Annotated in this window: 21 protein-coding genes; 6 read left to right on the forward strand and 15 right to left on the reverse strand. The window is 72.2% G+C overall.

Annotation, left to right across the window (positions count from 1 at the left end; translation table 11 throughout):
• The first annotated feature begins 103 nt into the window (after positions 1-103).
• Both nth and POL72_RS30770 read left to right on the forward strand, forming a co-directional pair.
• The gene (nth, locus tag POL72_RS30765; protein WP_272099783.1) at positions 104-901 is read left to right on the forward strand and encodes an endonuclease III; all 798 of its coding nucleotides are present in this window, start codon (positions 104-106) and stop codon (positions 899-901) included.
• A 178-nt stretch (positions 902-1079) separates the two neighbouring features.
• Entirely contained in the window at positions 1080-1361 is a 282-nt protein-coding gene (locus POL72_RS30770) for a hypothetical protein (protein WP_272099785.1), read from the forward strand.
• Positions 1362-1412: 51 nt separating this feature from the next.
• Here the strand turns inward: POL72_RS30770 and meaB are convergent, their stop codons facing one another.
• The 3 genes from meaB to POL72_RS30785 all read right to left on the reverse strand — a co-directional run bounded on the left by meaB (position 1413) and on the right by POL72_RS30785 (position 3730).
• Positions 1413-2489, reverse strand: a complete 1077-nt coding sequence (gene meaB / locus POL72_RS30775; RefSeq protein ID WP_272099787.1) for a methylmalonyl Co-A mutase-associated GTPase MeaB — start codon at positions 2487-2489, stop codon at positions 1413-1415.
• A 66-nt stretch (positions 2490-2555) separates the two neighbouring features.
• The gene (locus POL72_RS30780; protein ID WP_272099789.1) at positions 2556-2873 is read right to left on the reverse strand and encodes a hypothetical protein; all 318 of its coding nucleotides are present in this window, start codon (positions 2871-2873) and stop codon (positions 2556-2558) included.
• Positions 2874-2935: 62 nt separating this feature from the next.
• Positions 2936-3730, reverse strand: coding sequence for an arginyltransferase (locus POL72_RS30785; protein WP_272099791.1), 795 nt, complete (start codon positions 3728-3730; stop codon positions 2936-2938).
• A gap of 385 nt (positions 3731-4115) precedes the next feature.
• On the opposite strand from POL72_RS30785, the gene yhbY reads away from it, so the two are divergent.
• Positions 4116-4418, forward strand: a complete 303-nt coding sequence (gene yhbY / locus POL72_RS30790) for a ribosome assembly RNA-binding protein YhbY (protein WP_272099793.1) — start codon at positions 4116-4118, stop codon at positions 4416-4418.
• A 144-nt stretch (positions 4419-4562) separates the two neighbouring features.
• On the opposite strand, the gene POL72_RS30795 is transcribed toward yhbY, so the two are convergent.
• The 5 genes from POL72_RS30795 to POL72_RS30815 all read right to left on the reverse strand — a co-directional run bounded on the left by POL72_RS30795 (position 4563) and on the right by POL72_RS30815 (position 11359).
• Positions 4563-8402, reverse strand: coding sequence for an FAD-dependent oxidoreductase (locus POL72_RS30795; RefSeq protein WP_272099795.1), 3840 nt, complete (start codon positions 8400-8402; stop codon positions 4563-4565).
• A 210-nt stretch (positions 8403-8612) separates the two neighbouring features.
• Complete coding sequence (gene accC, locus POL72_RS30800) at positions 8613-9959, reverse strand: acetyl-CoA carboxylase biotin carboxylase subunit (RefSeq protein ID WP_272099797.1); 1347 nt, start codon at positions 9957-9959, stop codon at positions 8613-8615.
• A 21-nt stretch (positions 9960-9980) separates the two neighbouring features.
• Entirely contained in the window at positions 9981-10508 is a 528-nt protein-coding gene (accB, locus tag POL72_RS30805; RefSeq protein ID WP_272099799.1) for an acetyl-CoA carboxylase biotin carboxyl carrier protein, read from the reverse strand.
• Positions 10509-10547: 39 nt separating this feature from the next.
• Positions 10548-11015, reverse strand: a complete 468-nt coding sequence (locus tag POL72_RS30810; RefSeq protein WP_272100043.1) for a type II 3-dehydroquinate dehydratase — start codon at positions 11013-11015, stop codon at positions 10548-10550.
• Positions 11012-11359: a roadblock/LC7 domain-containing protein gene (locus tag POL72_RS30815; RefSeq protein WP_272099801.1), complete on the reverse strand. Its 348-nt coding sequence runs from the start codon at positions 11357-11359 to the stop codon at positions 11012-11014. The genes POL72_RS30810 and POL72_RS30815 overlap by 4 nt, the downstream gene beginning before the upstream one ends.
• Before the next feature lie 648 nt (positions 11360-12007).
• Between POL72_RS30815 and POL72_RS30820 the strand changes: the two genes are divergently transcribed.
• Positions 12008-13894: an aconitase family protein gene (locus tag POL72_RS30820; RefSeq protein WP_272099803.1), complete on the forward strand. Its 1887-nt coding sequence runs from the start codon at positions 12008-12010 to the stop codon at positions 13892-13894.
• A gap of 84 nt (positions 13895-13978) precedes the next feature.
• On the opposite strand, the gene POL72_RS30825 is transcribed toward POL72_RS30820, so the two are convergent.
• The gene (locus POL72_RS30825) at positions 13979-16072 is read right to left on the reverse strand and encodes a hypothetical protein (protein ID WP_272099805.1); all 2094 of its coding nucleotides are present in this window, start codon (positions 16070-16072) and stop codon (positions 13979-13981) included.
• A gap of 25 nt (positions 16073-16097) precedes the next feature.
• Positions 16098-17195, reverse strand: a complete 1098-nt coding sequence (locus POL72_RS30830; RefSeq protein WP_272099807.1) for a hypothetical protein — start codon at positions 17193-17195, stop codon at positions 16098-16100.
• A 155-nt stretch (positions 17196-17350) separates the two neighbouring features.
• On the opposite strand from POL72_RS30830, the gene POL72_RS30835 reads away from it, so the two are divergent.
• Positions 17351-18763, forward strand: a complete 1413-nt coding sequence (locus tag POL72_RS30835; protein ID WP_272099809.1) for a sulfatase — start codon at positions 17351-17353, stop codon at positions 18761-18763.
• Positions 18764-18800: 37 nt separating this feature from the next.
• Here the strand turns inward: POL72_RS30835 and POL72_RS30840 are convergent, their stop codons facing one another.
• From POL72_RS30840 to POL72_RS30850, 3 genes are read right to left on the reverse strand one after another with little or no spacing between them, the layout of a single operon-like run.
• Entirely contained in the window at positions 18801-19835 is a 1035-nt protein-coding gene (locus tag POL72_RS30840) for a hypothetical protein (RefSeq protein ID WP_272099811.1), read from the reverse strand.
• Positions 19832-20242, reverse strand: a complete 411-nt coding sequence (locus tag POL72_RS30845) for a hypothetical protein (protein WP_272099813.1) — start codon at positions 20240-20242, stop codon at positions 19832-19834. Before POL72_RS30845 ends, POL72_RS30840 begins: the two co-directional genes overlap by 4 nt.
• A complete protein-coding gene (locus POL72_RS30850; RefSeq protein WP_272100044.1) occupies positions 20239-20916 on the reverse strand; it encodes a hypothetical protein in 678 nt (225 codons plus the stop codon). Before POL72_RS30850 ends, POL72_RS30845 begins: the two co-directional genes overlap by 4 nt.
• A gap of 191 nt (positions 20917-21107) precedes the next feature.
• Here POL72_RS30850 and POL72_RS30855 point away from each other — a divergent pair, with 191 nt between their 5' ends.
• The gene (locus POL72_RS30855; protein ID WP_272099814.1) at positions 21108-21668 is read left to right on the forward strand and encodes a hypothetical protein; all 561 of its coding nucleotides are present in this window, start codon (positions 21108-21110) and stop codon (positions 21666-21668) included.
• Between the two features lie 69 nt (positions 21669-21737).
• On the opposite strand, the gene POL72_RS30860 is transcribed toward POL72_RS30855, so the two are convergent.
• Positions 21738-21893: a hypothetical protein gene (locus POL72_RS30860; RefSeq protein WP_020736650.1), complete on the reverse strand. Its 156-nt coding sequence runs from the start codon at positions 21891-21893 to the stop codon at positions 21738-21740.
• A 381-nt stretch (positions 21894-22274) separates the two neighbouring features.
• Positions 22275-23627 carry an A/G-specific adenine glycosylase gene (gene mutY / locus POL72_RS30865; protein ID WP_272099819.1) on the reverse strand — a complete coding sequence of 451 codons (1353 nt, stop codon included), beginning with the start codon at positions 23625-23627 and terminating at the stop codon, positions 22275-22277.
• Between the last annotated feature and the right edge of the window lie 95 nt (positions 23628-23722).

The raw sequence follows: 23722 nt of genomic DNA on the forward strand, positions 1-23722 counted from the left end.
CGCGCGAGGCCTCGCCCTGACTGGGCGGGGTGCGCGCCGACCGCCCGCGTCGGCCGCTGTCCATCCCGCAGGTCCACATCGAGACGAGGGCGTCGCCGCGCCGGTGAAGCGGCCGAGCAAGGCGGCTCCCGGGGGTGCCCTCAGGGCGGCGAAGACGCGCGCGCCGAGGCCCGAGAAGGCGGCGGTCGCCGACGCGGCTCGGCCGACGCCGGCGCGCGCAGCGCCGAGCGCGCCGCAGGCCACCTTCGCGCGGCTGCGCGCGCTGCACCCGGACGCCCACTGCGAGCTGGATCATCGCTCCTCGTTCGAGCTCCTCGTCGCGACGGTGCTCAGCGCCCAGACGACGGACGTGCTGGTCAACAAGGTGACACCCCACCTGTTCGGCGCGTATGCCGACGCCCGCGCGCTCGCCAGCGCCGACGCCGCCGAGGTGGGCGCGCTCCTCCGGCGGCTCGGGATGGGCATGTTCAACCAGAAGGCGAGGAACATCGTGGGGCTCGCGCGAGGCCTCGTCGAGCGGCACGGCGGCGAGGTGCCGAGGACGCTCGCCGAGCTCGTGAAGCTGCCCGGCGTCGGGCGCAAGACGGCGAACGTGGTGCTCGGCGTCGCCTTCGGAGCGCCGGAGGGCGTCGTGGTCGATACACACGTGCAGCGCCTGTCGCAGCGGCTCGGGTGGACGACCAGCGACAAGCCAGAGCAGATCGAGCGCGACCTCGTGGCGCTCTTCCCGCGGCGCGACTGGGACATGCTGTCCCACACGCTGATCTTTCACGGCCGCCGGATCTGCTTCGCGAAGAAGCCAGCGTGCGGAGGCTGCGGGATCAGCGACGCGTGCCCGAGCGCATTTCACGCAGAGAACGTGGGGCGCAAGCCGCCGCGGCGCCGCGGCGCCGCGCCGTGAACGTCAGCCGCGCTCGGCGCACACGCTGGGTGTCGAGCGCACCGACGGAAGGTGAAAGCAGGCGAACGCGGCGCATCGTCGCCCAGCGCCCAGCGCCCAGCGCCCAGCGCCCAGCGAGCTGTTTATCGCGCTGGAGCCGAGGGCGCGGGATAAACTTGGGCCAATGAAGGCTCCGCACATGATCCTCGCCCTCACTTGCCTCGTCACCGCCGCGTGCAGCCCTCTGGAGGACGATCTCTGCGACTACCAGTGCGACTGCGAGGGGTGCAGCGACCGCGAGTACGGCGACTGCCTCGATCGCTACGATCACAGGTACGTGGACGCCGACCGCCGCGACTGTGTCGACGAGTACGACGCTCTCCTGGAGTGCGAGGACGACACCGGGGTCTGCAACCGCGATGATAAATGGAGTACGTCCTGTAAGTACGAGAACGACGCTCTGAATCGCTGCATCGACTAGTAGCACCGGGCGCCCGACCTGAGCCGGCCGCCCGGCCTCGTGGCAGCCGGCTCAGGTCCCGCCGCCGGGCGCGACGGCGGCGCCGGGCGCGATGGCGCCAGCGCTGCGGAAGGCCGCGACGAGCTGCTCCGACGCCGTGTAGGGGTCGACCGTGCGCTGCGCGACGGCGTGCACCGCGGCCTCGAGCGCAGGGCCGAGCGCGGCGACGGCGGCGTCGGTGAGCGCGTCACGGAGCTGCACGTGCATCGCTTCGCGCAGGCGCTCCTCGCGGCGCGCAGCGCCGGCCTCGGTCCCGAACAGCCACGCTCGGTGCCCCTCCAGCTTGTCCACGAGCGCCGCCACGCCCTCGTTACGTGTGGCCACGGTCCGCGCGATCACGGGCTCCCACGGCCCTTCGACCGGCTCTCCTCCGGGAGATGGCGCCCCCTGCGCGCGGGCGTGGAGCGCCGCGGCGCTGTGCCCGCGCGCCCGCCCGGAGGCCGCCGCCACCTCTCCGCCGAGCGCGATCATGAGCTCCAGATCGCGCACCGCCGCGTCGGCCCCGTCCCGGTCGGCCTTGTTCACGGCGAAGACGTCGGCGCACTCCAGGATGCCCGCCTTGATCGCCTGCACCTCGTCGCCCATCCCCGGCGCGGCGACGACCAGGGTGGTGTGCGCCATCCGGGTGATCTCGAGCTCGTCCTGCCCGACGCCGACGGTCTCGACCAGCACGACGTCCGCGCCCCAGGCGTCGAGCACCCGCACGACGTCCACCACCGAGCGCGACAGCCCGCCGAGCGCGCCCCGGGTCGCCAGCGACCGGATGAACACGTCGGGATCGCTGAAGTGGGCCTGCATGCGGATGCGATCGCCGAGGATCGCGCCGCCGGTGAACGGGCTCGTGGGATCGACCGCCACCACGGCGACGCGGCGACCCTGCCCCCGGAACACGCTGATCAGCCGATCCGTGAGCGTGCTCTTGCCTGCCCCCGGGTTCCCCGTCACGCCGAGGATCCAGGCGCGGCCGGTATGGGGGAAGAGATCCTTCAGGATCGCGGCATAGTCGCCGACGCGGTCGTCGACGAGCCGGCAGGCCCGCGCCGTCGCGCGCGTCTCGCGGGCGAGGACCTTGTCTGCGAGCGGATGCACGCGAGCGGCTTAGGCCCGGCGATGCCGGAACACAACCGGCCCGCGGCCAACGCCGCGCCGGCCTACCTACCCTGCCCCGCCGCCGGCCGTGCCGCCGCCGCCCGCCGTGCCATCACCGCCGGCCGTGCCGCCGCCGCCGCCCGCCGTGCCACCACCGCCGGCCGTGCCGCCGCCGGCCGTGCCATCACCGCCGGCCTCACCGCCGCCGGCCTCACCGCCGCCGCCGGACGATCCGGCGCCTGCTCCGCCCTCCCCGCCCGCCGACGAGCCGGCGCCCCCGGCGCCCCCGACGGCGTCGAAGATCGGCCTCGTGTCGCCGCACGCGACGACGAGCAGAGCCCAGAGCACAGCGCACGAGGTGAAAGCGAGAGCGCGATTCCACATGGGTACGTCCTTGCCACGAGACGCCGGGCGGCACGCTCGCAAAATTCAGCGACGTGCTCCTGTCATGGCGCCGCGCGCGGCTGCCGCTCGAAGCGCCGCCAGCGGCCATCGATGAGCCGCTCGTGCGGCAGGTACTGCGCCTTGTAGACAAGCCGCGAGCAGCGCTCGACGTACAGGCCGAGGTACAGGTAGCGGAGGCCCCAGGAGCGGCACAGCTCGAGCTGCTTCAGGATCGAGAAGACACCGGGGCTCAGCGGCTCCAGCTCGGGCTCATAGAAAGAGTAGACCGCGGACAGGGAATCCTGCCCCCGATCCACGACGGCGACCCCGACGAGACGGCCGCCGACGCGATAGCGCATCTCGAACGTCTCGCAGCAGCTGTCCACGAGGAACGCCTCGTACCCCGCGGCGCCGAGCGGGCCGTCGTCGCGCATCAACCCCCGGCCGTGCTTGTGCCGGTTGTACAGGATGATCTTCTCTCGCGTGGTCACGGGCGGGCCGATCTCCACGTCCACCACGCGCTCTCCACGGCGGAGCACCCGGCGCTGCGTGCGGCCGGGGACGAACTCACGAACGACGATCCGGATCGGCTCGCACGCGCGGCACGAGGGGCACTGGGTGCGGTAGAGCAGCTTGCCATGGCGACGGTTGCCCGCGACGAGCCTCTGGTCGAACTCCGCACGGGTGAGCGGGCGGATGGGCACGCGCAGCGGCATCCGGGCTTCGGCTTCGGGCAGGTACGGACAGGGGCTCACCTCGTCATGGACCGTGAGCTCGATAGGGTTCGCTCCCTCGTCCAGCCGAGGGAGCTCGGCGTCCTGCCCCGCTACCGAATCTCGCTCGCTCGATGAGCCCATGTCGGTGTCGATCCGAGCGCTCGATCCCCCCATCGAGCTCCCGGCCGCTAGATCAAGGGGATGCCTGTTGCACTGCCACGTCAAGCAAAACCCAGAGCGGCCCTGGCCCGCTGAGAGCTCCGCCCGCTTGCGCCCCGCTGGTCCGTGTCGCACATCTACCCACGCAAACCCACGTGCTACCCACGCAGGCTGCATCCTCCGGTTTTCCGGCTCCGGGCCTGGGCGATCCGGGCGTTGCGCGAAGAGCCCGAGCCCGAGCCCGCGCGGCGCGCCCTTTTCGCTCGGCCCGGAGGCCAGTATGACCGCGCGCGCGACCGCGACAGGGACGTCCCATCGACCATCGAGCGCCCGAGTCGCGCGAGCGCCTCAAGAAAGGCCGAACGCTTTGGATCTGACAGGAAAGCAGCGCCGCCACCTCCGCGCGCTGGGGCATCACCTCGACCCGGTCGTGCAGCTCGGCAAGGCCGGCTTGACCGACGGCGTCGTCGCGGCCGTCGACGCCGCCCTGGAGCGGCACGAGCTCGTGAAGATACGCCTGGGCACCGAGTGCCCGGACGAGCTGGACGACGTCGCGGACTCCCTCTCCGAGAAGCTCCGCGCCGCGGTCGCGCAGACGCTGGGGCGGACGATCCTGCTGTACCGGCGCCACCCCAAGGAGCCGAAGATCAAGCTGCCCGCGGGCAGCTGAGCGCAAGCGCCCGCCGCGCGCGCCCACCCCATGCGCGGCCTCGGGCGCATCGAGTCGACGAGACGTCGACGAGACGCCGCCGAGGCCGCCTTCCCACGTGCCGCGGCGGCGAGGCCTCGGATCGCCGAGGCCCCGGAGCCGACGTCACACGTGCCGGAGCGTGGGGCGCTCGGCCAGCAGGTGATCGAGCCAGGCGTTCGACAGCTTCTCCTGCACCGTGTTGGCCCGGAGCCTCGCGGCGAGGTTCTTGAAGTCGACGTGGTCGATGAGCTGGTCCTGGTTGAAGCACGAGAAGACCAGCGTCTCCTTGCCCGTCTCCGGGTCCACGTGCCGCTGGAGGCACTGCGCGCAGACCTCCTTCATCATGCACTGCATCGGCGAGTTGATGCTCGCGATGCCCACGTGCTTCGGATCCAGGTGCGGCGCCAGCACGCCGTGCCGCGCCTCGCGCACGGCGTTCATCATCTTGTCCGAGCCGATCGCGATGATGCGCCGGACCTCCGAGAGGGCCGCCAGCTCACCGCCGAACTGGCGCTCGGCGTAGGCCCGCATCGCCTGGACGATGTTGCCGCGGAAGTGGCGGTCGGTCGCGCGCCGCGGGGTGACCTCGGCGCCGCCGTCCGTGCACCAGATGACCTGGTCGGTCGCCACCTCGATCTCGTCCTGCTTGAAGAGATCCTCGCCCCGCCTGTAGCCGGCGAAGTAGATCACGCGGGCGCCGCGCGCCTTGAGCGCCTTCGCGATCGAGAACAGGACGGCGTTGCCGAGCCCGCCGCCGGCGAGCAGCACCGTCTCTCCCTCGGGGATGTCCGTGGGCGTCCCGGTCGGCCCCATCACGACGACCTCCTCGCCCGGGCGCAGCGCGGCGAGCAGGCGCGAGGACGCGCCCATCTCGAGCGCGATGAGCGACAGCAGCCCCTTCTCCTTGTCGACCCACGCGCCCGTGAGCGCGAGGCCCTCCATCGCGAGCCGCGTGCCGCGGATCACGGGCGAGCGCACCTCGTAGTTCTGCAGCCGGTAGAACTGCCCGGGCTCGAACTTCCGCGCCGCCGCGGGCGCGCGCACGACCACCTCGACGATCGTCGGCGTGAGCCGCTGGACCCGCTCGACCACCGCGCCGAGGTCGTGATCGAGGCGGGCGAAGAGGTCGCGCCGCCGCGCGTCGCGCGCGGCCTGCGGCTCCTCGCCGAGCCGGGCGATGTCGTGGCGGAACAGCGCGACGACGGACGGGTACGCGTCCTTGGCGCTCGCCATCGCCTTCACGACGCTCCCCGCGTAGTGGGGGTGGTTGTCGCCGTAGAAGCTCACCGCGTGCTCGCCGTCGTTGTAGCTCGTGAAGAAGCCCTCCCGCGGCTTGGCCGGCTCCACCTTGAGCGCGCCGCCCTCGTCGACGTAGGCGCGGTGCGGCTGGAAGAACTGCCGCCACTTGTCGAACACGAACGAGCCCGGGCGCTCCTTCTCGTACGTGACGTTGGGGCTCGTCCCGGCCGCGACGCACACGGTGCGGGCGGGGATCGAGACCGCCTGCCCCGCGCTCCGCCACTTGCCGTCCACGATCTCCTGCCGATCGAAGACGAGCGAGGAGACGCACCCGCGCTCGTCGAGCACCGCCTCGACCGGGGCGAGGTTCTCGACGTAGCGGATCCCCTCCTCGAGCGACTTGGCGACCTCCTCGTGGTTCAGCCGGTACGCCGGCGAATCGATGAGCCGCTTCCGGTAGACCAGCGAGACGCCTCCCCACGCGTCGATCAGGCCCTGGAAGCGCGGCGGGCGCCCCTCGCGCGCGGCGCGCGCGCGCTCGTCGCGGATCTCCTCCGCGTGGCGCCGCTGCTCGGCCAGGAACTCCCGCTCCTCCTCGTCGAACATCGCGAGGACGGCCGCCTCTCCGCGCTCCGCGACCAGCGCATCGAGCCGATCGGCCGTCTTCTCGGCCTGCACGACGTAGTACGCGGCGAGCTCCGTCGCGGTGTCGATCGCCGTGAGGCCGCCGCCGATCACCACCGCCGGCAGGCGCACCTGGAGGTTCGCGAGCGCCGAGCGCTTGTAGGCCCCGGCCAGCTGGAGCGCCATCAGGAAGTCCGACGCCTTGCGGATGCCGCGCGCGAGGTTGTTCTTGAGCGGGATGATCGTCGGACGCCCCGCGCCCGCCGCGATCGCGACGTGGTGGAACCCGAGCCGGAAGGCGTCGTCGAGATCGATCGTCCCGCCGAACCGCACGCCGCCGTAGATCCGCAGCAGCCGCTGTCGGGCGAGCGTAACGTACAGGACGGTGAGGAAGTTCTTGTCCCATCGCACCGTGATCCCGTACTCGCTCACCCCGCCGAAGCCGAGGAGGACGCGCTCGTCGAGCTCCGTGTAGAGCCGCTTGAAATCCTTGACCGGGCGCGGCGGGCGCGACTCGTCGCCCGTGAGCTCGACGGGCAGCGGCTCGATCTTCAGCCCGTCGATCGCCACGCATGCGAAGCCCTGCCGCGTGAGGTGGTGCGACAGCGTGTAGCCGGCCGGGCCGAGGCCGACGACGAGCACGTTCTTGCCGTTGTACGGCAGCGCGTGCGGCCGCAGCGCGTCGAGCGGGTTCCAGCGCGTGAGGAGCCCGTAGATCTCGAGGCCCCACGGGAGCGACAGCACGTCCGTGAGCACCGCGGTCTCGATCTGCGGGATGTCCACCGGCTCCTGCTTCTGGAAGACGCACGCCTTCATGCAGTCGTTGCAGATGCGGTGACCGGTGCCGGGGCACATCGGGTTGTCGACGCAGACGAGCGCGAGCCCGGCGATCGACTCGCCCCGCCCCCGCATGGTGTGCATCTCGCTGATCTTCTCGTCGAGCGGGCAGCCGTTCAGCTCGACGCCGAGCGGGTTCGCCTTGATCGCCCCGGTCTTGTTGTCGCGCAGGCCCTTCGAGCACGAGTCCTTGTCGCGATCGTGGCAGAAGAGGCAATAGTCGACCTGGCTCTCGACCTCGCGCGGCGGCGCGCGGCGGTCGGTCAGCGCGAAGCCGTCGCGATCCCTCCGCTCGTGCTCGGGGCCGACGAGGAGCTCGGCCGAGCCCGGGCTGCCGTTCGCGCCCTTTCTCTGCAGCTGGACGAGCTCCTGGTAGTCCAGCGTGCGCGGCGCCTTCAGCGTCGGCCACCGCCGCGCCGGATCGTGCTCGTCCGCGCGACGCGCCGCGAGCCACGCCTCGACGGCGTCGAGCGCGAGCGCCACGACCGCCCCGTCCTCGGCCTCCGTCGGCTCCGCGCCGGCGACCGCCACCGCCGGCGCCACGCTCTCGGCGAGCGCCTGGTCCTCCCGCAGCGCCGCGCGCACCTTCGCCGCCCGCTCGCGCAGCTCGTCCGTCCACTTCGCGCCGCCGGCCTTGGCGGCCTTGCGGGCGATCTCGTCGACCTCGATCAGGGCGAGCGTCGCGCGCGCGATCGCGAGCTCCTCCGCGGCGGAGCCGCCGTCGAGCGCGCTCGCAGGCGCGCCCACGGCCGCGAGCGACCGCCGCGCCGCGTGCGCCGCCTCGACGTGCGTGCCCCGCCACGCCTTCCCCGGGTTCGGCTTGAACAGGCGCTTCTTCGAGAACTCGCGCTTGAAGTCCCAGAGCGCGCTCCGCTCGAGGGTCGCGTCGATCTGCGCCTGCGTCTCCCGCTCGACCCGGAAGAGCATCGCCACGAAGCGGCCGACGTGGGGCGCCGCCGCGAGGAGCGCCTCCGAGACCTGCTCCGGCGTGAGCGCGGGCCGTCCCGCGCCGCCGCCCTCCGCGCCGGAGGCCTCCGCCTGCGCCGCGCGCAGCGAGGCCCGGTACGCGTCGAAGCGCGCGTAGGCGCCCTCGTCCGCCGCGTGGAAATACTCCTCGAAGCGCTCCGTCAGCTCGGCGAGCTTCGCGGGGTCGAAGAGGTCGGCGTAGCCGAAACCAGGGAGCCCGAGCTCGAGCTCGGAGGCATCCGAGGTCGCCTGCACCCACGAAGAGAAGTCAGCCTGCACTCCAGCGTTCGCTTCCATACCCGCGGCAAATGCTTTCTATTTCAAGGAGGGTTCGCTCACCCGACGATGGCCTGCCCACGCGGCCTCGAGAGCGACGTAAGGTAGCACCTGGCCGCACCTTCGACCTGTCGCTCGGGCAACAATCATCGCAATCGGATTGCGTCTGTCAGCTCGACGAACGCGCAACGGCTGCGCGCTCATCGACGCGGCTGCCGGCAGCGCGGAGCGTCAGAACCCCTGTGAGACGACGCGCTCGATCGTATGCGTCGAGATGTTGCCCGCGACGACCTCTGGATCGCGCAGCAGCGCCTGGTGCAGCGGGATGTTCGTGCGGATGCCGCCGATGATGAACTCGTCGAGCGCGCACCGGAGCCTGGCGATCGCCTCGGCCCGGTTCGCGCCGTGCGCGATCACCTTGGCCACCAGCGAGTCGTAGGAGCTCGGCACGCGGAAACCGCCGTACACGCCGGAGTCGACGCGGATCCCGACGCCGCCGGGCGAGTGGTACTCGGTGATGAGGCCCGGCCACGGCACGAACGAGCGCGCGTCCTCGGCGTTGATCCGGCACTCGATGGCGTGGCCACGGAAGCTCCAGGGCCGCGTGTCGGGCAGCGAGAGCCGCTCGCCAGCAGCGGCGAGGATCTGCTGCGCGACCAGATCGACGCCGGTCACCATCTCGGTGACCGGGTGCTCGACCTGGACGCGGGTGTTCATCTCCATGAAGAAGAGCTCGCCCCGCTCATCCATCAGGAACTCGAGCGTGCCCAGGCCGGTGTAGCCGGTCTCGAGGATCGCGCCCCTGATGATGTCGCCCATCCGGGAGCGCTTCTCGTTGTCCATCGCCGGGCTGGGCGACTCCTCCATCACCTTCTGGTGCCGGCGCTGGAGCGAGCACTCGCGCTCGCCGAGCGTCCACACGCCCCCGTGCTGATCCGCGAGCACCTGGAACTCGATGTGGCGCGGCGCCTCGACGTAGCGCTCGAGGTAGACGTCCGGGTTCTTGAAGCCGCTCAGGGCCTCCTGCGTCGCGATCTCGAACGAGCGCTGCACCTCGCCGGCCTCGCGGACGATGCGCATGCCCCTGCCGCCGCCGCCGCCGGAGGCCTTCAGGATCACCGGATAGCCGACGCGCTCGGCCTGCTCGGCCGCGTCCGCCGCGCTCTTGAGCACGCCCGTGCCGCTGAGCATGGGGATGCCGAAGCGCTTGGCGACCTCGCGCGCGGACACCTTGTCGCCCCAGGTCCGCATCGCCTCCGCGGTCGGCCCGATGAAGGTGAGGCGGCACTTCTTGCAAAGCTCGGCGAACTTCGCGTTCTCCGAGAGGAACCCGTAGCCCGGATGGATCGCGTCGGCGCCCGTGACCTCCGCGGCCGCGATGATCTGCGGGATGTTGAGGTAGCTCTTCGACGCCTCGGCAGGGCCGACGCACACGGCCTCGTCCGCGAACCGGACGTGCAGCGCCGCGGCGTCCGCCTCGGAGTGGATGGCGACCGTGCGGATGCCGAGCAGGCGGCAGGCGCGGATGACACGCATCGCGATCTCGCCGCGATTGGCGATCAGGATCTTCTGGAACACGGCACCCTCGCCCGGGCAGCGCTAGCTGCTCCGCACCTTGAAGAGACGCTGCCCGAACTCGACCGGCTTGCCGTTGTCGACGAGGATCTCGACGATCGTGCCCGGAGAGTCCGCCTCGATCTCGTTCATCAGCTTCATCGCCTCGATGATGCAGAGCGCCTGACCCACGCGGATCGCGCTGCCCACATCGACGAACGGGGGCGCGTCGGGCGACGGCGACCGGTAGAACGTGCCGACGAACGGCGACGTCACATACGAGATCCCCTCGTCGCTCGCCGCCGCGGGCGCGGCCGGGGCCGCCGGCGCTGCAGCCGGCGCAGGCGCCGCCGCGGGCGGCGCAGCCGGCGCGGCGACCGGCGCGCTGTGGATCTGGAAGGCGGCGGGCGCGAGGTGCTGCGCCGCGCCCTGCGGGATGACGCCTCCGCGCGTGAGGCGAATGCGAACGTGTTCGTCCTCGAACTCGAAGTCGCTCACGTTGCGCTTCTCTAAGATGCGTACCAGCGCCCGCAACTGCTTGAGGTTGATGTTCATGGAAGGACGTTCGGCCATCGATGTTTGCCGCCTTTCAACCAGAGTGACGGCGCATGTTCAACCTCTTTCGTCGGATCGCAGCTTCTCCAGATGCCCGAGCAGGCCGATCAGCCCAAGGACGTACGAGCTCGCACCGAAGCCCGCGACGCGCGCCATGCACGCAGGCGCGATGCGGGAGCGACGGCGGAACGGCTCTCGGCCGTCCGGGTTGGAGATGTGCACTTCGACGGTAGGAAGCGCGCTCGCGCGGATCGCGTCATAGAGCGCGATGGAGGTGTGCGTGTAGGCACCGGCGTTGAGGAGGATGCCGTGGAAGCCGCGATCGCCAGCGTGGCTGATCGCGGTCACGAGCTCCCCCTCGCAGTTCGATTGCATGCACGACACCGAGGCGCCGTGGCCCTTCGCGGCCTCCTCGACGGCGCGGTGGATGTCATCCAGCGTGGCCTTGCCGTAGATCGCTGGCTCGCGCTTGCCCAGTCGATCGAGGTTCGGCCCGGAGATGACCGAGATGCTGAAGCCGCTCAGGCGAGCTCCTTCAGCAGCACCGGCACCTTGGTGCGCAGGAGGTACCGGGCCTTGCCGATGTTCGCGTCGGGCGTCATCGAGAAGGCCACGAAGTACGAGTTGTTCACGACGCGGATCAGGGTCGTGACCTTCTCCGCCTGGATCGCGATCTCGGCGGCATTGCCCGCGTCGAGCATCTCGGCGGCGCGCTGGATCGACTTCAACACGACGCTGAACTCCGCGCCGATGGTGGTGATGTCGAACGCGGCCCCCGGCTTGGAATAGCTGTCGACCGGGATCCCCTCGAAATCCATGAGAAGGGTCGCGATGCCGCCCTCGGTGTTCTCTACGACTTCCTTCAGCACGGCCTGGAACATGCGCCGAGATTACCCAAGCGCGGCACGATCGGGAAAACAAACGAACCTGGGCCGGCATCTCGCGCCGCAGCCCGGGAGAGCCGGCGCTCATCATCGTCGCCCGACCCGCTCGGCCGCGCGCGAGCGGAGCCGATGGCGACCGGCCGCGCGCGGCGGCGGCGGCAGACGGCGCTGCGCGGCATCGGCGCGAGGGAGCGCGGGCGCAGCGCCACGAAAGCTCGATCCGGCCGCCTGCCACCGGACCAGCGGGACGAGCGCAACCGACGCAACCGACGCAACCGACGCAACCGACGCAACCGACGCAACCGACGCCACGAGACGCGACAGACGAAGCGCCGCGAAACGTTGGACCGGGCGGGCGCTTTGCCTCTTGCATCCTGGTCCCAGCCGGGCGATTCCCGCCCCTGGGGGCCCGCTCCAAAGCACGCCTTGACCCTCGTCCAGGCGAGCGGCTAACGTGCGGCCGTTCTTTCGCCTCGCGGCAAGGCCCGGAGGCGGATCCCACCGGCGCGTCTCGCCGGGGGGCCGACGTCAAACGTGGTCGGGAGCGGCGTGCGCCGTACCCGCCATCTCATCAAGAAAAACAAGGACGGCCCAACATCTATGCGTGCTCGAGCCGGGGATCCCCCCCGCACGATGCCCCAGAAGATCCTCGCCGGGCGGGCGGCGGATCCTCAGCTGCGCGGTGATCTCGTCCAGGTCAAGGTCGACCAGGTGATCCTCTCCAGGGCGCCGTCGCGCGCGCTGGCCGAGGCCATCGCCACGGGCATGAAGAAGACGCCGGTCGAAGTCGCCGTCGCCTACGACGGCACCTGCGTGGCCGACGCGAGCTCGCTCGCGGATATCGACGAGGGCAGCCCGCACTCGGTGTCGCCCGAGTTCCCGACCTACAACATCCCGATCGCGCGGCCCGGCATCGGCTTCCCTGCGCCGGTTCACCTGGAGCGCTTCGCGGCGCCGGCGCGGCTCGCCCTCACGGACGACCCGCGCCTCACGACCGTCGGCGGCATCGGCATGCTGTCGCTCGTCGTCTCGCCGAGCCAGCTCGGGCAGGCGCTCGCCACGGGCTCGGTCTGGCTCCGGCCGCCCCGCAGCGTGCAGATCCACCTCTCGGGCAGGGTGCGGCCCTTCGTCTGCGCCAGGGACGTCGCCCTCGAGCTGCTCCGCAGGAACCTCGACGAGGTGGTGCGCCGCATCGAAGGCGAGCACCACGCGCCGGTGATCCTCGAGTTCGCCGGGCCGAGCGCGCGGCTCCTCTCCGTGGGCGACCGCGCGGTGCTCTGCGGCATCGCGCCGCAGGTCGGCGCGGCGGCGGCGCTGTTCGTGAGCGACGAGAAGACGGAGGTCTTCCTCCGCGATCAGCGCCGGTCGAAGGCCCACCGCGCGCTCGTGCCTGACCCGGGCGCGCCGTGCGAGGAGGTCGTCTCGATCGATCTCGGCACGGTCGATCCGCTGCTCATGGACGAGGAGGGCGTGGTCCGGCCCGTCCGCGATCTCGCCGGCAAGCCCGTGGCGCAGGTCGTCCTCGGCGGCGACTCCGGCGTGACGTTGCGCGACATGCTCGCGGCCGCGCTGCTGCTCAAGTCGAAGCGCGTCCCGTCGCGGCTCGACCTGCTCGTCGCGCCGCCGTCGCGGCAGGTGCTCGAGGTGCTCGCGCAGTCGGGCGCGCTCGTCGATCTCGTCGCGACGGGCGCGCGCATCGTCGAGCCGGACAGGCGCGTCGTCACGTCGGAGATCTACCCGCCGCCGCCCGGCAGCCTGTCGCTGCGCACGGCGGATCCGGAGCCGCGCATCGCCGGGGCGCCGTCGTTCGTCGTGGCCTCGGCGGAGACCCTCGCCTACGCGGTGGCCACGGGCGCGGTCGGCGATCCGCGGTCGTTCAAGCGGCCGGTGCGGGTGACCGTGCCGCGGGCGCTTCCGACCGACGACGTGCTGATCCTCCGCGACAAGAAGGGGGAGCAGGTGAGCACGAAGAAGCCGCCGCCGGCGCCCGCGGCGGTGCCGTGGAAGGGGCCGCTGACGCTCGACGTGCTCGCCGGCGTGCCGAAGGTGAACGGACACGCGGCGGTCGGGGCACCCGGGCGCGCCGCCCTTGCGCCGGTCGAGGCGCCCGCGGCGGCCGCCGCGGAGCAGCAGGGGCAGGCCGCGCCGGCGGAGGGCAAGGCGGCCGGCGGCGTGGCGCTCGTCCTGTCGACGCTCGACGAGGTGCGGGCGGTCGCGGAGCGCGCGACCGATCTCTCGACGGTGCGCGCGGTGGTCGCGCCCTTCGTCCCGAGCACCGCGGTGTCGGCGTTCGCGAGCGAGGGGATCGCCACGTTCCTCGTCGGCACGGAGGCGCTCGGCAGCATCAAGGAGCAGAAGAGCGTGGAGCTCCCCGCCCCCGCGCAGTGGGGCGATCGCGTCGCGGCGATCTTCGGGAGCGAGCGCGTCGAGGTGGCCTGGCTCGCGACCGGCATGGAGCGGAGCTGGACCCACGCGGGCACCGTGCGGCAGCCGGCCAGCTCGAGCAAACCAGCGAGGTAGCCGGGCCGAGATCCCGGTGGCGAGGCCGCCCCCACAGCGCGGGAGCCGCCTTCCACCGGGGACCGGGGAGCGGGAGAGCAGCGCTCAGGGAGCCGCGCGCACGGGGGCCAGCGGGGCGAGGAGCTTGATCTCGTTCGTGAGATCGCGGAAGCGGATCTGCTGCTCGTTGATCTGCATCTCGAGGACGATGACGCGCTTCGTGATCTCGTCGAGGCGCGCCGACGCCTTCGCGAGCCGATCCGTGAGGTCGCGGCGGAGCTCGTCGGCGGTCTTGTTCTTCTCGATGGCCCTGAGGTTCTGGCGGAGCTCGTGGCTCTGCTGCTCGAGGCGCTGCTGCTCGGCGAGGATCCTGTCGCGCTCGTCGATCGCCGGGCGGAGCTTGCCCCGGATGTCCCAGGCCTGACCGAGCTGCTTGGCCACGGCCGCGTCCGCGCGCGGGTCCTTCAGGTAGCCTTGCACCGCGTCGTCCGCGAGCTGGTCGAGCCAGTCGATCTGCTGCCGGAAGAGCCGCCGCTCGTCCACGTCGAGCACCGCCGTCCCACGGCGCGGCACGTCGACCGGCACGAGCGCGCTGCCCGTGCCGACGTTGTCCTCCGTGCCCTTCGGGGGCGCGTGCAGGCGCGTCCCGTGCAGGCGGGGGTGCTTCACGAGCGTCCTCGCGGCGAGGTCGCCGCCGTTGCGGACGGCGTACTTCGTGTGCGTGACCCAGTCGCGCTCGATCTCGAGCGCGCCGGCCTCGATCTTCGCGATGCGCGCGCCCTCCGCGCTCTCCTCGCGCGTCGTGTCGACGGCGAGGCCCCGCTCCAGCGCGAACGGCACCGTCGTCGTGGCCCCCGGCGGCAGCGGCTCGACCATGCCCTGGCCGAGGAACGCGCCGTTCTCGAAGACGGCGATGGGGCCGCGCTCGAGGAGCCCCTTCGTGTCGTTCGTGAAGCGCGCCACCCGGAACGGGTGTGAGCTCGACGCGGGCACGCCGCCGTCGGGCGCGAACAGGAAGATCGACTCGCCCGGGACCTGCCTGGCCAGCAGCAGGACCATCGTCGCGCTCTTGTCGGGGATGTCGACAGGGAACGGGATGTCGTAGCGGGTCGTGCCCGCCTCCATCGCGACCGCGGCGAGGGCGCTCATGTTGCGCGGCGGAGAGGGGTTCATCGCCATGGGCGGCGGCGCCTGCGCCGCCGCCGGCGCTGACCGCTTCAGCTGCGGCCCCGCGTGTTGCCCGCCGACGCGCGCGTCTTCGCGGTCGGCTAGCCTCGGCATCGGCTTCGCGGCGGGTACCGTGGCAACCGTGCTCCGCCTCGCGGACCGCAGCTTGCCGCCGCCCTTCTCCATTTCGAGCTCGGCCTCGTCGGCGAACGCGTACCCCTCCCCGTCGTCGCCCGGCGCCGCGGGCGCAGGCGCGACGGGCGGCGGTGGCGGCGGCGCGGCCTCGGTGGCCAGCGTCGTCTCGCTCGTCGGCACGGACGCGATCACCTCGCCCTGGTCGCTGACGACGGGGCGCGGCGGGATCGCCGCCTGATCGAGCGTCGCCTGGAACGCGAGCGGCGCGCCCGCCACGAGCGACAGCTTCACCCCCTTCCAGTCCTCGCCCGAGAGGTTCTGCACGATGCCCCACGCCTGGAGGTGCGCCTGCTTCGCGTCCACGCGCGGCGCTGCGCCCTGCGCCCCGCCCGCGCCCATCACGAGCCGGTACGACGGCCTCCACACGGGCGTCTCCGCCACGTAGCCGACCACGAGATCGTGCTCCCGCCCATCCAGGGTGAGCTTCACCTTCTCGTGCTCGTCGTCGCGCTTCTTCTCCCCCGCGGCCGCGCCCTTGGCCTTCGGCGGCGGCGTCGGCGTCACATCGGGCCCGAGCTCATCCGGCGCCTCGTCCTCGCCGGATCCGTCGTCGACCTCGACCGGGAACGACGCGCTCCGGACGCTGCTGCCGCCGGCCTCGATGACCGCGAGCGTCGCGAGGAAATCTCCGACCTTCTCCTTGCGGACCCGGAAGGTGACCTGATCGGCGTCGATGAGCCCCCGGCGCTCGAAGTAAGCGACGCCGTTCCTGTAGATGACCACGCGCCGCAGCGCGAGCCCCGAGGCGTCCACATCGGGGCCGCGCGCGCAACCGGCGAGCAGCGTGAGAGCGAGGAGCAGGCCGGAGCCCGCTCTCGCGACGTCGTACCGTCTCATGAATGTCCCTGGGTTTTCGCTTGAGTCAGCTGTCGGAGGGCGCCGTCGAGGCGCGACGCCAGTCGGGCGGCAGGTCGAGAAAGCCCTCGTTGCAGAGGAACTCGTAGAGCCCCTCGCAGACCTCGCCGCAGATCATGCTGAAGAGGTGGGGATCGGTGATGAAGAGGATCGTCTCGTCGCGCTCGGCGCCCGCCGTGTCCGCGAGCTGGGCGACCAGCTCGTCCTCGGCGAAGCCGACGAGCATCACCATGAGGTGGCGCTCGAACGCGCTGCGGAAGCGGGGGAACGCCTCGCTCGTCAGCTTGTACGCGTACGCCCTGCCCTCGAACGTCCGCGCGTCCTGCACGACCCGCGCGGAGATCTCGCCGAGGCTCTGGGCGAGCTGCACGCTGAAGAAGTCGACGAGCACGGCGTGCACCACCGAGACGATGCGCCTGAGCTCGCTCGATCGGCGCGAGAGGAAGGCGTCCTGCATGTCCTTCGTGAGCTTCGCGAGCAGCTCGAACGACTGCTCCCGCGCGTCCTCGGACGCGAACTCGAAGCCGTCGAGCTCGGCCTCGATCCGGTTCTTGTAGCGGGTCAGCACGTAGAAGAGCGCCTGCTCGCCGTGGTGGATCACCTTCGGCGCGCCGTCGCGGCCGCGCGTCTTCTCGTGGAGCTCGGACTGGAAGAACAGGCGGGCGAGGTTCCTGTGGATCTTCTTGAGCCGCCGCTCGACGAGCAGCGAGATGCCGTCCTCGCGGATGACCCGCTCGAGCAGCGCGCAGAGCGTCCTCTCGTGCGCGTCGCGGATCGCGTCGCGGTTCTTCGCCCCGCGATCCGCGGCGCCCGCCGACGCCTGGATCACCTTCAGCTGGGCGACGACCTGCGCGGTGACCGCGTCGAGCTCGGGGTTGGTCTCGAGATCGGCGCGGTAGTGGACGATGCGGGCCTGCATCTGCTCCTCGAGCAGGCCGAGCGCCATCTCGGTGATGTGGTCCTTCAGCGCCTGGCTGACGTGCTCGCCGACGCGCCGCGGCGCGTCGGGCGGCAGCGGCCTCGGCGGCTCGGGCGCCGGCCTCCCCCCCGGTTGCGATCGGCCCGAGGGCGGCAGCGGCGGAGGGTTCCGAGGGACCGGGGCCATGACCCGACAGCATAGCGGAACTGGCCCGTGGTGTGCGGTTTTGGCGGAGCGGCGCGACTCGGAGTAAGACGGCGGCCATGCACACGCTCGCTTCATCAATGTGCGCCGGGGGACCGGAAGGCCCTCGGGCGCCCTCCTCGCCGGCCCCCTCGCCCATGGCGCACCCGCGCCTGGTTCGCCGGCGCGTCGCGGCGGCGCTCGCGCTCGCGCTCGCCAGCGCTGGAGCGGGCTGCTCTCGCGACGGCGACGGCCAGCCGCCGCCCGCGCGCACGCCGGAGCCCGCAGCACGGCAGGAGCCCGCCCCGGCGGCGCCGGCCGCCACGGCTGAGCGCGCCGGGACGACCGCCGCGACGGACAGGAAAGACGGCGCAGCGGCGGCGCCGGCGGCTCAGCGCGAGAGGTTGAACGTCCTCGTTGTCTCGATCGACAGCCTGCGCGCGGACATGCCGTGGAACGGCTACGAGCGCGACATCGCGCCCGCGCTCACCGCGTTCGAGAAGAAGGCGGTCAGCTACACGCGTCACTACGCGATCTCGTCGTACACCTCGATGAGCGTCGGCGGATTCCTCGCCGGCCGGTACCCGAGCGAGGTCGATCGCAGCGGCTACTTCTTCGGCAACTACCCCGACAGCGTCCTCATGTTCCCGGAGCTCCTGCAGAAGGCTGGGGTGCGGACGATGAGCGCGCACGCGCACTTCTACTTCGACCAGAAGGCGGGCTTCCGTCAGGGCTTCGACGTGTACGAGATCGTGCCGGGGCTCTCGGCCGACAACACGACCGACCGGAACGTCACGAGCCCGGGGCACCTCGAGCTCGCGATGAAGATGCTCTCCGACAAGGCGAACACGTCGGGCACCTTCTTCGCGTACTTCCACTTCCTCGATCCGCACGACGTGTACATGACGCACGAGGGGATCCCGCAGTTCGGCAAGCGGGCCCGCGACAAGTACGACGGGGAGGTCAGGTTCACCGACATGCACGTCGGCAAGCTGCTGGACTTCGTCGCGCAGCAGCCGTGGGCCAAGGACACGGCGATCATCGTGACCGCGGACCACGGCGAGGCGTTCGGCGAGCACAAGATGTTCCGCCACGGCTTCGAGGTGTGGGACGTGCTCGCCCACGTGCCGCTGATGATCCAGGCGCCCGGGATCACCCCGCGCCGGATCGACGTGCCTCGCAGCTCGATCGACCTGGCGCCGACGATCTTGGAGCTGACCGGCGCCCCGGCAGAGCCGTCCTTCCCGGGCAAGAGCCTGGTGCCCGAGCTCCACGGCGCGACGCCGGAGCCGCGCGACGTCATCGTCGATCTTCCGCGCACGAGCGACAACGACAGGCGCAGGGCGCTCATCCACGGGCAGTACAAGCTCATCGCGTACGGCGACGACGACGCGTTCGACCTCTTCGACGTGGTCGCGGATCCGGGGGAGACCAAGGATCTCAAGCGAGCGCAGGCGCCGGTCTTCGAGGAGATGAAGGCGCTCTACAAGGAGCGCTCCGCGGCCATCAAGGACGTGTGCCCGAAGAACACGGCGAAGCTCAAGGGGAAGAAGAGCAACAAGCGGTGCTAGCGCGCGGAGCGGAGCGGCGCGCCGCAGAGCAGCAGCGCTAGCGCGCCGGCGGGGCGACGGTGAGCGTCACGACGTCGTCCTCGCCCGCCTCGATCCCGGCGCGCGCCACGAGGCGGGCGCCTCCACACTCGAGGTGGAGCACGACGGGCGCCACCGCCTGGCGGCCGCACGACGGATCGCTCGAGACGCGCGCCGCGAAGGCGCTGCGCGCGAGCTCGACCGCCAGGGCGATGCCTCCGATGCGGCCCATCGCGTCGTCCGGGGCGACCTCGCGCGCCGAGCGCGCCTCCTCGAGGCGCGTGAAGAGGGCGGGCCCGCGGATCGTGACCTCGATCGGGCGGCCCGCCGCGTCCTCGAGGACGGCAACCTCGATCTCCGCCTGCCGCGGCGCGCTCTCGCCCTCGGCCGTCACCACGAACCAGAGCGGGATCCGCTTCGCGCAGACCGCCGCGCCCGGGCCCGCGCGCTCGTCGGCGGGCGCGCAGCGGGGAGGCGGGAGCGCCAGGCTGAACGGGACGATCACCTCCGCCGGCGCCTCTGCGAGGGGCCGCCCCCAGGCCCGCCTGTCCAGGAACCGGCGCAGCCACGCGGTGACCTCCTCGCCGATCCGCGCGCGCTCCGCCCGCTGCGTCGCGAGCTGCGCCTCCGTCTGCTGAGCGGCGCGCGAGAGGACGTCGCCTGTGTTGCGCTCGCGGACGAGCTCGCCCAGCCGGTGGGTCGCCTCATCGCGGAACGCGCCCCTGGGCAGCGTCGCGAGGTACGCGGTGAGGCCCGCGGCCGTCCTGCGCTTCGCTGCGTAATAGATCGGCTCGGCGCGCGTGAGGTAGGCGCGCACCTCGTCGACGAAGGCCCCGCGCGGATGGCGCTCCAGGTAGGCCGACGCCGCCGCGAGCCGCCCCTCGAGGGTCCTCGACACGCGCGTCGCCCGGTACGCCGCGTAGTCGTCGTAGCCAGCCAGGAGCGCCGGCGTCGAGGCGCACCCGGACAGGACGGCGACGAGCGCCGCGCACGAGAAAATCCGCGCGGAAGTCGCAAGGCGTCGGCGGGAGGCGACTGCGCCACGCCCGCTCATGGCGCCTCTTCCAGTGGGCAAAAATTGCACTCCGTCGGGGTCGACGCGCCTTCGTCGGCCATGTGGCCGCGGTACTCGTCGCAGCTCGCGAACTTGAGCTTGTGCAGGCACACCTCGCCGTCGTGGACCAGCGGATAGCAGCCGGTCGGGAGCTCCGGCGCGGCCTCGAAGCCGCAGGCGGCGTCGCAGGCGCGCGTGCGCAGGCCGCACTCGTCGCACCGGGCGCAGTCGATCTGCGCCTTCAGAGCGAAGAACTTGTAGGGGTCGAGCTCCTCCGGCGCCTGGCCGCAGCTGCCGATGTCCCCGACCACCGGCGCGATGCCAACGAAGAGCAGCAGCGCCGCCGCGCCGGCGATCTCCTTCGCCCGTGGGCGCCCGCCTCGACGCTCGCGCTCCGGCAAGCTCATGGAAGGAGCTCGTGATCGATCATGAGCCCGAGCTGCGCCGAGACGACGGGGTAGACGGTGTACGCCGCGTCGTACGTCGCGGCGCCATAGAAGAGATCCCCGACGATCTCGCCCGAGAGCGCGACGCCCGCGAGCAGGGAGTACCCTAGCCCCAGGGCGAGCTCGCCTCCGACGTTCACGTCGGGCTCGATCAGGATCGCCGTGCCGAGCCGCCCGTACCCGAGCACGCGCGTGAGGCCGCGGTAAGCGACGAAGTAGCTCGGCGTGAGCGACTCCTGCGGGACGCCGCCGACGGCGACCGAGAAGCGCAGCGCCCCGCCGTGCTGGACGCCGTCGGCCGGCCCCAGCGCGAGCGCGACCCCGAGATCGAGGTACCCCGCGGTGAGCGAGAGCGACTCCGCCGTATCGCCGAGCTGCGTCTGCAGCCGGTAGGGGTTGTTGAACCGGATCCCCTTCCCCATCGCGACGGTCGACACGACCCGCGCCGCCGTCCCCGGTGGCCGCGCGAGCGCGCGGTACGCATCGAGCTCGGCGCCGCCGCGAGCCTCGCCGGACAGCGACACCGCGGCCCCCTCGGCGCCGCTGTCTGCGGCAGGCTGGGCCGCGGCGGCGCGCCCCCAGGATGCCCCGAGCAGAACCGCCACCAGCGCAAGCCCGGTCCGGAGTTCCAGCATTGCCACGAGCCTTCTACCCCGACGCAGCGCCCGCTGGCACGCTCAATTGCGTCCCGCCCGCACGCCGCGCGAGCCTCGCCGCGGCATCGCCGCCCGGCGACGGCGCGCCGCGTGCCCCCGGCACGGTGCTCGCCACCGCTGCGTATCCGCCCGCTTCACCTGCGGACCGGACCCTGCATGGTGAGACCACCGTGAGCAATTCAAGCACCCGAGGCAGGCAAGGCACCGCCGCACAGCCGTCGGCGCTGCGCGCGCCGCGCGCCAGCGCGACGCGGCGTCGAGAACGAGAAGATCGCAGCGAACCGGGAAGGCCGCGCAACCCGGCCCAGGACGCCGCGTGGACCGGCGCGGGCGAGCTGGACGAGCCGTTCGTCGACATGCTCGACGCCGCGGCGGCGCCCCCGCTGCGGGGCAAGGTGAACCCGCGCAGCGAGATCAGCGACGTGATCCCGACGCTCGACGACGAGGTCCGTGGCTACCACCACCACCCGAACGACGCCGGCTGCACCGAGTTCGAGGTGAACCCCGACGCCGCCGACGCCGCCGCCGATCTGGCGAGCGATCTCGGGGCGGAGTTCCTGGAAGGCGCGACGAGGGGCCAGGACATCAGCGACGTCGTGATGTCGCACGACGATGACGACGGCGACCTGCCCTATCTCCTGGAAGACGAGGACGTCGAGTCCGTCGAGCCAGACGCCGAAGGAGAGGACGAGCAACCGGTCACCCAGCGGATGCGGCGGCACGCGGGCTGACGGGCAGCGCGCGACGGCGCGAGGTCGCGGCGCGCCGCCACGCGCAGCGCGCGACGAGGTCTGGCCCGGTCACGCCTGACCGAGCACGGGCAGCTCCGCCACCACCTCTCCGTCGATGCGGATGAAGGCCAGCAGACCTTCGTCCTCGTAGGCCAGCACATCGAGCACGATCCGCTCGCACAGCGGCAGCACGTACAGCGCTCCGTCGTCCGCCATCACCGTCATGGATCGCACAGGCGCGCTCGCCGTGGGCAGCGTCTCTGTGGTCCGTCGTCGCGCATCCATGTCGCTTGAGCTCCCAGGCTTGAGTCGAGCTCCGGCCACCGCCGGCGCCGCGAGGCTAGAGGGCCTGCCCGTCATCTCACCAAGCGCCTTCCATGCCACGACGCTGGCGCAGCAGCGCCGGAGCCCGCGGCGTTCCACGGCGACATATGGCTTTCGCCCTGGCCCGCGCCGCTGCGTCGCTGCGGCTCAGCCGCGAGCGGCGCCGCTCCCCGCCCGCAGCGGAGCGCGGCGCGCCCGGAGCGCCGCAAGAGCGCGATTTCGAGCCGTCTCTGGCCTCTCCGACGGCCGAAGCGCGCAGGCGTTCAGCCTGCCCGCGCGCGGTCATCGCGGTCTTCGCGCCGTTCCGACGTCCGGCGCCGATGCCGCGGACAGGACCTTTCGCGCGAGCTTGGAAACGCCGATATCCAGCGCGCCCGGATCGAGCCACGCCGCCTTCTCGTAGGGGGAGGCAAGCTTTGCCCGGATGCGCCAGGGGGCCGCCACCTCGGCGCGCGCCACCGTCACGTCGAGGCGCCGGTGCGTGAGGATGTGGCGCACGCGGCCGACCTCGCGGAGCGGCGCGTCACGCACGACGCCCACCAGCTCCAGGAGCGCGCGGGCGTCCGCGAGCGAGCGCGCCTCGACCATGGGCGGCTCCCAGAGCCCGCCGAAGAGACCTCCCTCGGCGCGCCGGACGAAGAGCACGCGATCGCCCGACCGCACCACGGCGGCGACCATCGCGACCGCCGGGACGTCGCGTTTCGGGGCGATCACCGGCAGATCCGCCTGCCGCCCCGTGGCGCGCGCGACGCACGCGCCGTCGACGGGGCAGGCATCGCAGCGGGGGTTCCGGGGCGTGCACACGGTGGCGCCGAGCTCCATCAAGGCCTGGTTGAAGCGTCCGGGATGGACGCTGCTCGGCGCGCCCCGCACGAGGCGTTCGGCCGTCGACCAGAGCTTGCGCGTGCCCGAGGCGCTGCGGATGTCGTCGTCGATGCCCTCGATGCGGGAGAGCACCCGGGCGACGTTGCCGTCGACGAGCGGCACCGGTTGATCGTACGCGATGCTCGCGATCGCGCCCGCGGTGTACGCGCCGACGCCGGGCAGGGCGAGCAGCGCGGAGACGTCGCGAGGGAGCGCGCCGTCGTGGCGGGCGGTGACCTCGCGCGCGGCGAGGTGGAGCACGCGGGCGCGGCGGTAGTAACCGAGGCCGCTCCAGAGCGAGAGCACGTCGTCGATCTCGGCGGAAGCCAGGGCGAAGACCGTCGGGTAGCGGGCGAGGAAGCGCTCGTAGTACGGGATCACCGTCTCGACGCGGGTCTGCTGGAGCATCACCTCGCTCAGCCAGATCGCGTAGGGGTCGCGCGTCCTCCGCCACGGCAGATCGCGCGCGACGCGGCCGAACCAGGCATCGAGGGCGGCAGCGATCTCCCGGTCGCGCTCGCCCGGGTCCAGCGCTTCCGGCGGAGGGGCGCCCGCGCCCTGCTCGCGGGACGAGGCGCGGCGACGCGGAGAGCGCTGCCGCTCCTGATCATCCTCGCGTGCGCTCGCACGGCTGCGCGCGGGTTCTTGCTGGTCTGCGCCCGCGCGCTTGCGCGCGGGTTCTTGCTGGTCTGCGCCCGCGCGCTTGCGCGCGGGTTCTTGCTGGTCTGCGCCCGCGCGCTTGCGCGCGGGCGGCCGCGACGTCGTGCTCACGCGCGAAAGGCCCCGCCTCTGCGCTGTCGACGCGGATCGCCGAGGTCGCACGGATCGCTGAGGTTGCGCGGCTGCCGCTCGCGGTGCTCAGAAAA

This window comes from Sorangium aterium, from assembly GCF_028368935.1.
Lineage (GTDB): Bacteria > Myxococcota_A > Polyangia > Polyangiales > Polyangiaceae > Sorangium > Sorangium atrum.